The following is a 10,860-nucleotide window of genomic DNA, read 5'->3' as shown; positions in this document are numbered from 1 at the left end:
ATTGTGTGGCCTAGGCCACACAATCAACAAATTGACATAAAAACCTTATATAGTGGTTTCACATAAAGTGTTGCATTTAATATTGCAATTTAGGAATGAAAAATAATTGGTTATAATGAATTGTTAATATAGAAAATTCATTATAACCACATTGGAGTGGGTTATAATGAACAAAAAAGAGATAAAATTTAGTCAAAACTTTATTACCTCGAAACGACATATAAATAAAATTATGAGTAATTTAGAATTAAATAGCGATGATAATGTTTTTGAAATTGGTTCAGGAAAAGGCCATTTCACACTAGAACTGGTTCAAAAATGTAATTATGTAACAGCTATCGAGATAGATTCAAATTTATGTATTCAAACACAAAATAAAGTTACAAATTACGATAATTTTCGAATTATAAATAAGGATATATTACAGTTCAAGTTCCCAAACAACAGAACATATAAAATCTATGGTAATATACCTTATTATATAAGTACGGATATAGTACGAAAAATTGTCTTTGAAAGTAATGCAACAGTTAGTTACTTAATAGTCGAGGAAGGATTTGCTAAAAGGCTACTCAATACAAATCGTTCTCTAGCGTTACTTTTAATGACTGAAGTAGATATATCCATATTAAGTAAAATCCCTAAAGAATACTTTCATCCAAAACCTAAAATTAATAGTTCTTTAATTATGTTAAAAAGACACCCATCAAAAATATCACACAAAGATAAAAAAATATATAATAATTTTGTTATGAAATGGGTTAACCAAGAATACAGAGAACTATTTACTAAAAACCAGTTTAATAAAGCCTTAAGTTATGCAAAAATAAAGGATTTAAGGAACATTAACTTCGAACAATTTTTATCAGTATTTAATAGCTATAAATTGTTTAATAACTAAGTGACAAATTCCTTAGCATTTAATAAAAAGGATTGCCATCTAGGCAGTCCTTTTTTGGTATTTTCCATTCACCTAGTGTGTTCAACTTTGCTCATATATTATCATATTATTCGGACTACACTAATTTCCCTCCATTAGATTCGTTTTCTAAAGTAACACCGTCTTTTTTATATGAATTCTCAACTGCTCTACGTAAATATTCGACATCAAATCCTGCGCTTTGATAACCTTCTAAAATGATTGAGTAATAGTAACAACTCGGCTGCTCAAGTGGTCTGCCTTCATTCATAATATAGACCATCGCATTTACTGTCTTTTTATCTACTTTAACTTTCATCATTTCTTTTCTATACAGATGTGGCCATCCTTCATAACGATCAAGTGCCTTTTCGTCACTAGAGGTAATCTGCCACACAAGGACCGGAACGCTTTCTCCCTTGCATGGTTCAACCGTTGCAACAGCATGCGCGTGTGGCCCCCTAAAAACGAGTTTGTGGTCCTTTATTTCACTTGTTCCTACTACCTTTGCCGTTGGACACCTGTTTGCCATTTGCTCTAGATTTAAATTTGATCCGTAGGCAATATATAATTTCACCATCATTTCAATCCTTTCACAATTTACTTTTGAATGATCCCAGGTGGCTTAACCAACCCGGAATCTCCATGTCAACCCTGATTTTCAGGGCATCTAAAGCTAATAGAAAAGGGTTTCGCTCGTTTATCCATCCAAAATAAACTTCAGCGAAACCCTATAAACCTTATTCTATCAACACTTCAACTCTTCCTATTCATCCACCCTAGACAATAACGCCACAATTTCACAGTGGGACGAGCCACCAAGCTTGATGTCTAGCGCTTTTTTATGGGTGAGTACGTTTGCGGGAACATATCGACTAAAGGTGTACGTACGTGGGAACATATCAATGAATTTACTCAAATTCGGAACCTGAAATAGTTCTAATCAATACACAAAAAGACTCCCATTCAGCCGGGAATTTGTTGCTTCAACTTCTTTTAGATTACGTTTTTCTCGAATAATTTCATTCTAGAAAATAGAATTCCAACTGAACATCGTGTCAGTTGGATAAAATTGGGTTTATATTAATGATATTGACGTGAAAATTTATTCTTACCTTGATTTTAGAAATAACAATTACATATAATTTCTTAAGTAAATAATTTGTCAATAAACTTCATAGAGCATTTGAACTACTTAGATTATCAGACTTTTTTTCGAGATTCATGATGACGACACCAACAATAATGATCATAAGACCGAAAACGTTTAAGCCTGAGAGGATTTCATTAAAAAGAAACATTCCAACTAAAGCTGTTCCTGCAGTCCCAAGTCCAGCCCATATGCTATATGCGACACTTAGTGGAATAAACTTTAGAGAAATAATTAACAAAGTAAAAGAAATTCCAAAGCCAATGACAAGAGCAATACTAGGAATTAAATTCGTAAACCCATCAGATAGTTTAAGCATCGATGTAGCAAAAATTTCAAATAAAATGGAAGTAAATAAAATCAAATAATATTTCATACCATAATAACTCCTTTTTAAATTCTCATTAATACAACGCCAACAATCAGTAAAAGAATACCTACAGCGCCTTGTATAGTTATTTTTTCCTTAAAAATTAAAAAACCTACGAGTGCTGTTAATGCTGTTCCTGTCCCACTCCAAGCTGCATAAGCGAAACTTAACGGTATGGAAATTAATGACAATGAGAGTAAATAAAAGGCTAACGCATACCCAATAATTACCCCAAGGATCGAAAGTACTTTTTTATTGCTACTTATTGAAGTTAGTTTCATCATGCTTGTACCAAATACTTCCGCAAGAATCGCACTTACTAAAAATACATATGCCATTTAAATCACATCTCTTTCCATTAAATCACAATAATGAAGCACTATTTTTTCCATTCTTTCTTTAAAAATATCCACATAGCTATACATGATAGAAAACCAAATTCCGTCACAAATCAAACGCAGTTCTAAAATCTTATCAGGATTTCCTTTGTCTTGATCGAATAGTTTGATCCAGTGTTCAGATACGGATTCCCACAGTTCTATACTCTTTCCATCTTCTAGAGAAGAAATAAAAACCGATGGAAGCAAAACATTTTCAGTATCATCTAAATAGTCAATGGTTGCTAATGCATATGCCCGTGTAAATTGATAAGATCCAGACAGTTTAGATTTATATTTGTTAATTTTTCCCTCGAATTGTTCTATCACCATTTTATTCATATTTAATAATAATATTTCTTTACTATCAAAGTGATAGAGAACACCACCTTTTGTAATTCCAGACTTCTCGGCAAGGTACTGCATGGTTAATTTTTGGATACCTTCCTCATTTATAATCTTAGCCGCATTTGTAAGAAGTTCTTCTTTTTTACTCAACATACATCACTCCAGTTATCTATATTACTGTACTGAACGTTCAGTACAGTAATATTAGCAAATCATTTTTAAATTGTCAATTATTGATTTTATATAAAATGATACTGTTATAAAAAAATGCCTACATCTAGTAGACATTCTTGAATTATTAATATTTGTTTCGGTAATGCTCCCTAAATTCGCATATCTTCCTGACCTACTGACCAAATGGCAATACTCTGAAACTTCCACTTGTAAGTTGTCCCTATTATCCAATCAACTAGACTATCGATATCTTGATAATAAAGAATTGAAAAGCCGATGAAAAGTTACCTCCGATTTCACAGGGTCATGCAATTAATCTATACATCAATTTCAACAATCATTTCAGACTTAAATTCAATCTCCAACTTTTCAGGATGAACTACAATTCTCTCAACCATCCGCTTAACTAGCTGCTCATCATACGTTTCTAGTTCGCATGTTTGCTCTTTTAATAACGCTGATATTTGTTCCAATCGTTCTCTTCCATTATCTTGTTCTGCAATCTCTAGTTGAAGTTGTTGTTTTTCTTCTCTACGTTTGTAAATATTATCGACAACGTCATTATAGTCTTTGTTCGAATTCGCTAGGCCGATTAAAGAATGTTGCAAGGCTTCCAGTTCTTTTTCAACTTTCACCAGTTTATCGTGTAAATGACTTGATAACGTATGTGCAATATTTTGTTCTAAGACTTTTAGAAAGTTGCTCCGATTTTTAAACAGTTCATTTATCGCTTGGATAACGGCTTGCTTTAAGTCATCTTCTCTAACAGTTCGCGCATCACAAAACACTCCTGTATTTTCAAGCCTGCTGACGCATCGCCAAACGATTGACCTCTTCCCTCGGTTATTCCAATGGACTCTTCTAAATATTTCTCCACAGTTTTCACAAAATACAATCTGAGCCAAACTGTAGTTACTGCTGTAATTTCGCCTTTGTCCATTTTTACTAATATGAGCGATTTTTCGTTTTTTCAATTCTTCTTGTACTAACATGAAAAGGTGCTTTGGTATGATAGCTTCATGATTGTTTTCTACATAATATTGTGGAACAACCCCATCGTTGTTCACTCGCTTTTTCGATAAGAAATCGACTGTATATGTTTTTTGAAGGAGTGCATCTCCCATATATTTTTCGTTCGTCAGAATTTTATGCAGTGAACTACTGTACCATTTCTTTCTTCCCGCACCTGTTAATATGCCGTCCGCTTCAAGTCCTTTTGCAATTTTATTTAAGCTAAATCCTTCCAGGTATTCTCGGTAAATTCGCTTGATGATTTCCGCCTCTTCTGGCACAATGACTAAGCGTTTATTTTCATCTTTTGTGTAGCCGAGAAATCGATTATGGTTTACTTGCACTTCGCCTTGTTGGTATCGATATTGAATACCAAGTTTTACGTTTTGGCTAAGCGACTGACTTTCTTGCTGAGCAAGTGACGCCATAATCGTCAACATCACTTCCCCTTTCGCATCCATCGAATTGATATTTTCTTTTTCAAAGAATACGGGTATATCTTGTTCTTTCAGCTTTCTTATATATTTCAAGCAATCTAACGTGTTCCTTGCAAATCGGCTAATGGACTTTGTAATGATCATATCGATTTTTCCATCCATACAATCAGCTATCATTTTATTAAACTGTTCTCGCATTTTTGTGTTCGTTCCTGTAATGCCATCGTCTGCATAAACTCCTGCAAGTTTCCACTCGGGATTAGCTTGAATGTATGACGTGTAATGTTCGATTTGCACTTCATAACTCGTTGCCTGTTCATCACTGTCAGTTGATACTCGGCAATAAGCAGCTACCCTCAGCTTTTGCTTATCACTTACTTCCCTCGTTCTTCTTGGTCTTGCCGGGATGACTGTAACATTTCTTGAACTTTCCATACTCTAGGTCACCACACTTTCTATTAAACTGTAAACATATTCTGCTTGTTTATATGGGTTGTCATGTTTGATATCGATAGATGGTAAAGTGAATGTGGGAATTTCAAACGGGGTTTCTTCTTGTTTTTTATTTAGTCTTCCTAATTTTTTTGCCCGTTTATATCTTTCTATCTTCACTTTTTCAAATAATTCTTTTGATATTAAGGTAGGAAAAATATCCGTTCCTAAGTATCTTTCATCCGTTAATATTCGGGTAATACCGCCATGATTTCGCTTTATTCCCGCTTCCTTAGCGGCATTTGCTAATGACAATCCTGATAAATACGCTTGAAAAAGATGCTGCAGTTGTTTCAGCTCTTCTTTATTTATGACTACTTTACCGTTTTCAATTTGATAGCCAAATGGTGTATGTGCCATCACCTATTCACCTCTTCCTTTAGCAACAAGCCACTTTTTAATAAAAAACCTATTTTTGTTGACGAGTGTATATAAACCTTTTCAATATATTCGTTAAATATCGTTTCTTCAAATGATGCAACCTTCTGCTGTTTATTGGTGAAACTCATCAGTCTTTTCAGTTCGTAGACTTGTTCTTCTTCGTTGCGAATAAGTCGTAGCAACCGTTCTTTATCCTCCAACAACTCATTAATTTGGTTGTCCATTTTCGCCCGTTGTTCTTCATACAATTTCTGTTCTAAAAACTTATCATCCATTAGCTTTTTCAACATTTGACTCTTCGCATAGCACTCAGTCAATTGCAATTCAATATGATCGAGCTGTTCTTCTGTATCATGTTTAAAGCCATTTTTCATTGTTTCAAAAAGTGGATGTAGTATTTCTTTTCGAGCAAAAACGAGTTTGTTCATCATTGTAATAAAAGCTTGATGAATGCGTTCTTCCTTAATGAAAAGCATCGAACATTCATCTCTGTTTTTAATGTGTGTTGAACAGCACCAAGCAATATATTTTCTATGCGTAGAAGTGTGAATTCTCCTTTTAAATGTATCGCCACATTCCGCGCATTCAATTTTCCCTGAAAAAGGATAACGGTTTAAATACTTTCTACTTCCAGCAGCTACATTCTTTTGGCTTGCTTGATATTCTAGCATTCGATTAGCCGCTTCAAAATCAGTATGTGTGATGATTGCTTCATGATGATTTTCAATTAAGTATTGATCCAGTTCACCTTGATTTACTTTTCGATTAAAATGCTCATCAGTAAAAGTCTTTTGAAGTAGCACATCTCCAGTGTATTTTTCGTTCTTAACAATTCCACGTATCGTAGAACCTGTCCAATTGCCATTTCGTTTTGTTGGAATTCCTTCTTCATTTAACTGCCTGGCAATTCTTTCCGTTCCTATTCCTTCTAGTACACTGTTAAAAATCCGCTTGACGACCTGTGCTTGTTCTTCATTTACAATTACTTGTTCATCGATATAATCGTAACCGTATGGCGGGTACGATAACTTGTAAATCCCTCGTTTAAATCTTTGTCTAATCGACCATTTACTGTTTTCGGAAAGTGACACTGATTCATTTTCTGCAAGGCTACTTAAGATTGAAAGCATGATTTCACTTTCCATCGAATTTGTATTGATGTCTTCTTTTTCAAAATAAATGTGTACACCTAAGTTCATCAATTTTCTGACTAACTCTAAGCAATCAATTGTGTTTCTCACAAATCGACTAATTGATTTTGTTAAAATGAAGTCAATCTTTTCTTTTTCACAGTCAGATATTAATCGAAGCAATTCTGATCGTCTATCCTTTTGGTCCCTGTTATGCCTTCATCACTATAAATGTCGACAAGTCGCCATTCATCATTCTTTTCAATCAAAGTTTTGTAGTGTCGTCTTTGAGCCTCTAGGCTAAACAGCTGATCCTCATTTGATGTTGACACTTGTATATATGAGGCTACCTTTTGTTTCGGATTTACTGATGAATATTTTGACATATCAAGTGTTGTTATCTTTCTCATCCACTCACTCCCTTTCTTGTACGTGACATATTTGCGTTAGAACACTGTTAAATCAAGATTTGTCGCACATTAAAGGACCTAATAATGTATTGAATTTTTGACGAATTAATTTACTTATTTGATCGAATTCTTCCTGAGAAATAAGCTCCTCTTCACGTAGTTTCATAAGCATTTTTTCAGCAAGATGAAAATGAAGTTCATTAATAGTTGATATGTAATTGAAGTTCTAGATATAATGAAAGTAGATTATTCAGCAAACGGTCAATTTTATTGGAGGGATGATTGAAATGTTTAATTTAAATAATGCTAAACTAGAGAAATTGGATATTGAAGAACAAGAATATCAAATTGAACAAGATGAATTAGATATTGAAGAACAGGAATATCAAATTGAACAAGATGAATTAAATATTGAAAGGCAAAATATTTAATCGTTTTTAAAAGGTTGGTTTTTAACACCCTGTTTAAAAATTACAAATAAATTTCTTTTGAAATTTTATAAAAAGGCTCAAAGAGAGAATTGTTTGAAGTGTTATAATTAAATTAAATAATTCCACAATCGGGCGCGATTGTGGAAGATTAAATAGTCATTTAAGTTACAACCGAAGAGTTTAACTGCTCCTCGGTTGTTTTTATTTACTCATATTTCACAAACACATCTTTAAATCCAGCTTTCATTACTTTTAATTGTTGCTTACCCACATTTTTAACACTTCAACCTTTTACTTTTCCACCCTTGACAACAGCGCCACCAACTCCACATGCACTGTATGCGGAAATAGATCTACAGGTTGTACGATTTTTAGTTCATAGCCAAAATCTCTGAGCCATGTGATGTCTTTTGCGAATGTTTCTGGGTTACATGAAACGTATACTACTCTATCTGTTTGAAGGCGTCCGATTCTACGCATTACTTTTCCACCTGCACCTGATCTTGGTGGATCGAGCATAATGACATCTGGTCTACCCCAGTTTTCTAGCACTTCGTCGATACCGCGTCTAGCGTCCTTTGCGAGGAAATAAGTATTAGTAACATCGTTATCTTCAGCGTTTTGTTTCGCTGATTCTATAGAACTCTCGACAATTTCAATTCCAGCGAGTCTTTTAACACGCGTTGCAAATGGTAATGAGAACGTTCCTACTCCGCAAAATAAGTCAATCATCGACTGATCTTTCGTCGGTTTCACGAAGTCTATCGCGAGGTCTACTAATTTTTCTGCTTGTCTTGGATTTGTTTGGAAAAACGTATCAAACCATAGACGGTAATTAAACCCGTACATTTCGTCATGAATATAATCTCTACCATGAAGAACAACTGTACGTTCTGATTGCGTCATATCTGCTAAATCCGTATTTTTTGACCACGTAATACTCTCGATATTTTCTATTTCAGATACTAACGTTTTTAATAGTTTATTAATTTCTTCTTCATATGGTTCTGGATCATCTGCAGCAAATATCGCACACATGACTTCACCTGTATGTTGAGATTCACGCACCATTAAGTAACGTAAAATTCCTTCTTTTGTATCTTTGTTGTACGTTTTAATACCACTTTGCTTCGTCCACTCTGAGACTAAATTCATCACTTTTTCAGTCTCACTACCAGCAATTAAACATGAATCAAGGTCTATAATATTTCTAAAGTTATCCATTTCATGGAGACCTAGTTCACCGTTACTACCGAACGTAAACTCCATTTTGTTACGATAACGCCACATATTTTCTGCACCGATAATTGGACGAATCACTGAAGGATCGAAACCATTGTTTTCGATGTGCATTTTAACCGCATTTTCTTTTACTTTTAGTTGCGCATTATAATCAAAATGTTGCCACTGACATCCACCACAAATATCAAAATATTTACACGGTGCGTCGATACGGTTGTCATCTTTTTTTAAAATTTCAATTGGATGCGTAAACGCACTTTTACGGTTCATAGCATTTGGTACTTCAACACGGACTACTTCTCCAGGAATAGTGAGAGGAATTGTTAAACGTAAATTCTTACCTTTACCCTCCCAATCATCTCTTCGATACTTAGTAACTCCTTGACCTTTTTTATTAAAACTTTTTATTGTCACATCATATGTACGTGACTTTGACATAATCTTCACCTTCTACATTTCTTCTTTAGTTTCTAGACTAATTAAAGTAATAGACATTACCGTCTCCATCATAATTATCTGAATTAATTGTTTACATTACCTCTTCAATTAAATTATAAATTGTACCAATAACCTGAGCAAAATCTATTCCTTTAGCATATGGGTTTTTATTCTGATATCTACTCCATCTATCCCTAATTGATTCATTATTTTTTATAAGATTTATAATTTCAATAGCTCTATCTTTGGAAATATTTGTTTTTCTATATTTAAAAGTAAGTGATACAGCTCTTTTCAAATCTTCAAAATTTATTTTTTCTATTTGTGTGCTAAAAATTGTATAAACATCATAATAGTCCTTACTCCTACTATTATTTTCAGCTCTAGTTAATATCGTATGGAGTTTTTCCGACAAAACAGACTCAATTGGATAACATTTAAGGTCATATCTATCTCCTAAGATTGTCTGATATTCCTCATCAACTGGACTAGGATAAACTGAATCTCCTGTTGCAATATCTACAGCAAAAGGAATCCTTATGTTTGATAGATGGCCAATTAATTTAAATCTATGTCCACCATATTCATCATCAGAGCGTATTCTTTCACCATGCCCGTCAATTTCAAACCAAACGTCTGATTGATTAATTTCTGAAATTATTGATATTAAAATAGATTTAATATTGTCAGAGTCGATGTTAATTCCCTTTGCTAAAAAGTCTATATCTTGAGTAGCTCTATTTTGAACTCCTAACTTATATGTCAGTAGAATACCTCCCTTAAGCATGAAATTATCTTTATACTTACTTTGTGACAAAAGTTTTAGGAATTCATCAAAGAAAAATTGATTTAGCGCTAAATTATAGTTAATCTTTAATTCCATAGCTTTATTTCTAATTTTTGCAGTTATACTATCTTTATTCATATACAATAACCTCTAAAATATTTTCAATCTGTTCGGATATTCCAAATATATTCGCATATTTTCTTAATTTCCATATATCTTTACTATCTCTCTTCAGATAAAAATTCCAAGCTTTTGAAAATATTTCAGGATCTTGATTTTTTCGATCTCTAACAATATCACAAAGTGTTCTTTCCATATCATATACCGAAACTATATTACCTATCTCCGTTTTAACCTCAGTAATTCCCACTTCGTACCATTCTTTTTTTACATGATGAGGTATAACCATATCTTTTACTCTCCAAGTATTATATCCCTGATATACCGTAACTTCGTTAGTAAAAGGTAGTCTTTCAGTCAGACCATGTAGATAAAGCGCGGTTTGATAAGAATAAATGCATACCTTATGTTGAAGTTGGAAAATATATAGTTCATCATAATTATCATAGGAAGGATGAAGATAAACACCTCTTGCTACTCTTTCAAGTTCACCATTTCGAACCATATCTGTAAGATACCAAGAATCTATACTTTTTTCTGTAGCTTCTGATGCTGTAATTATTCCATTATTTTTTTTAATAATATTATTTATTTTTTTCTTGTTCATAAAAAACTTCCTTTTGTGCTTTATTATATATAAAAC

Annotated in this window: 14 protein-coding genes; 2 read left to right on the top strand and 12 right to left on the bottom strand. The window is 33.3% G+C overall.

Translation table 11 applies throughout. The annotated features are described in order from the left end of the window. Positions 1-166 precede the first annotated feature (166 nt). Complete coding sequence (gene erm, locus HMPREF3177_RS08040; protein ID WP_070458552.1) at positions 167-901, top strand: 23S ribosomal RNA methyltransferase Erm; 735 nt, start codon at positions 167-169, stop codon at positions 899-901. 115 nt (positions 902-1,016) lie between these two features. Here the strand turns inward: erm and HMPREF3177_RS08035 are convergent, their stop codons facing one another. The 9 genes from HMPREF3177_RS08035 to HMPREF3177_RS08735 form a co-directional block, all read right to left on the bottom strand. Continuing rightward, positions 1,017-1,502: a gamma-glutamylcyclotransferase family protein gene (locus tag HMPREF3177_RS08035; protein WP_070458548.1), complete on the bottom strand. Its 486-nt coding sequence runs from the start codon at positions 1,500-1,502 to the stop codon at positions 1,017-1,019. Between the two features lie 592 nt (positions 1,503-2,094). Continuing rightward, positions 2,095-2,388: a DMT family transporter gene (locus tag HMPREF3177_RS08030; RefSeq protein ID WP_371327374.1), complete on the bottom strand. Its 294-nt coding sequence runs from the start codon at positions 2,386-2,388 to the stop codon at positions 2,095-2,097. Between the two features lie 74 nt (positions 2,389-2,462). After that, positions 2,463-2,777: a DMT family transporter gene (locus HMPREF3177_RS08025; RefSeq protein ID WP_057995856.1), complete on the bottom strand. Its 315-nt coding sequence runs from the start codon at positions 2,775-2,777 to the stop codon at positions 2,463-2,465. Then, entirely contained in the window at positions 2,778-3,314 is a 537-nt protein-coding gene (locus HMPREF3177_RS08020) for a TetR/AcrR family transcriptional regulator (protein WP_070458561.1), read from the bottom strand. Positions 3,315-3,655: 341 nt separating this feature from the next. Continuing rightward, complete coding sequence (locus tag HMPREF3177_RS08015; RefSeq protein ID WP_070458544.1) at positions 3,656-5,221, bottom strand: recombinase family protein; 1,566 nt, start codon at positions 5,219-5,221, stop codon at positions 3,656-3,658. Between the two features lie 3 nt (positions 5,222-5,224). Continuing rightward, a complete protein-coding gene (locus HMPREF3177_RS08010) occupies positions 5,225-5,638 on the bottom strand; it encodes a serine integrase family protein (protein WP_068131174.1) in 414 nt (137 codons plus the stop codon). Next, a complete protein-coding gene (locus tag HMPREF3177_RS08680; protein ID WP_256388377.1) occupies positions 5,638-6,972 on the bottom strand; it encodes a recombinase family protein in 1,335 nt (444 codons plus the stop codon). Before HMPREF3177_RS08680 ends, HMPREF3177_RS08010 begins: the two co-directional genes overlap by 1 nt. After that, the gene (locus HMPREF3177_RS08675) at positions 6,960-7,175 is read right to left on the bottom strand and encodes a recombinase family protein (protein WP_256388378.1); all 216 of its coding nucleotides are present in this window, start codon (positions 7,173-7,175) and stop codon (positions 6,960-6,962) included. The genes HMPREF3177_RS08680 and HMPREF3177_RS08675 overlap by 13 nt, the downstream gene beginning before the upstream one ends. A gap of 76 nt (positions 7,176-7,251) precedes the next feature. Next, a complete protein-coding gene (locus tag HMPREF3177_RS08735) occupies positions 7,252-7,404 on the bottom strand; it encodes an SHOCT domain-containing protein (RefSeq protein ID WP_371440546.1) in 153 nt (50 codons plus the stop codon). Between the two features lie 82 nt (positions 7,405-7,486). Between HMPREF3177_RS08735 and HMPREF3177_RS08565 the strand changes: the two genes are divergently transcribed. Next, entirely contained in the window at positions 7,487-7,630 is a 144-nt protein-coding gene (locus tag HMPREF3177_RS08565) for a hypothetical protein (protein ID WP_168161332.1), read from the top strand. 291 nt (positions 7,631-7,921) lie between these two features. Here the strand turns inward: HMPREF3177_RS08565 and rlmD are convergent, their stop codons facing one another. From rlmD to HMPREF3177_RS07990, 3 genes are all read right to left on the bottom strand, one after another. After that, on the bottom strand, positions 7,922-9,310 hold the full coding sequence (rlmD, locus tag HMPREF3177_RS08000) for a 23S rRNA (uracil(1939)-C(5))-methyltransferase RlmD (RefSeq protein WP_070458541.1): 1,389 nt from the start codon (positions 9,308-9,310) through the stop codon (positions 7,922-7,924). Positions 9,311-9,401: 91 nt separating this feature from the next. Continuing rightward, complete coding sequence (locus HMPREF3177_RS07995) at positions 9,402-10,235, bottom strand: nucleotidyl transferase AbiEii/AbiGii toxin family protein (RefSeq protein WP_070458538.1); 834 nt, start codon at positions 10,233-10,235, stop codon at positions 9,402-9,404. Further along, positions 10,228-10,824, bottom strand: coding sequence for a type IV toxin-antitoxin system AbiEi family antitoxin domain-containing protein (locus HMPREF3177_RS07990; RefSeq protein WP_068131002.1), 597 nt, complete (start codon positions 10,822-10,824; stop codon positions 10,228-10,230). Before HMPREF3177_RS07990 ends, HMPREF3177_RS07995 begins: the two co-directional genes overlap by 8 nt. Positions 10,825-10,860: the final 36 nt, after the last annotated feature.

Origin of the sequence: Nosocomiicoccus sp. HMSC09A07 (assembly GCF_001808485.1) — a bacterium.
Taxonomy (GTDB): Bacteria; Bacillota; Bacilli; order Staphylococcales; family Salinicoccaceae; genus Nosocomiicoccus; species Nosocomiicoccus ampullae_A.
This window is presented reverse-complemented; position numbering and strand designations above follow the sequence as displayed.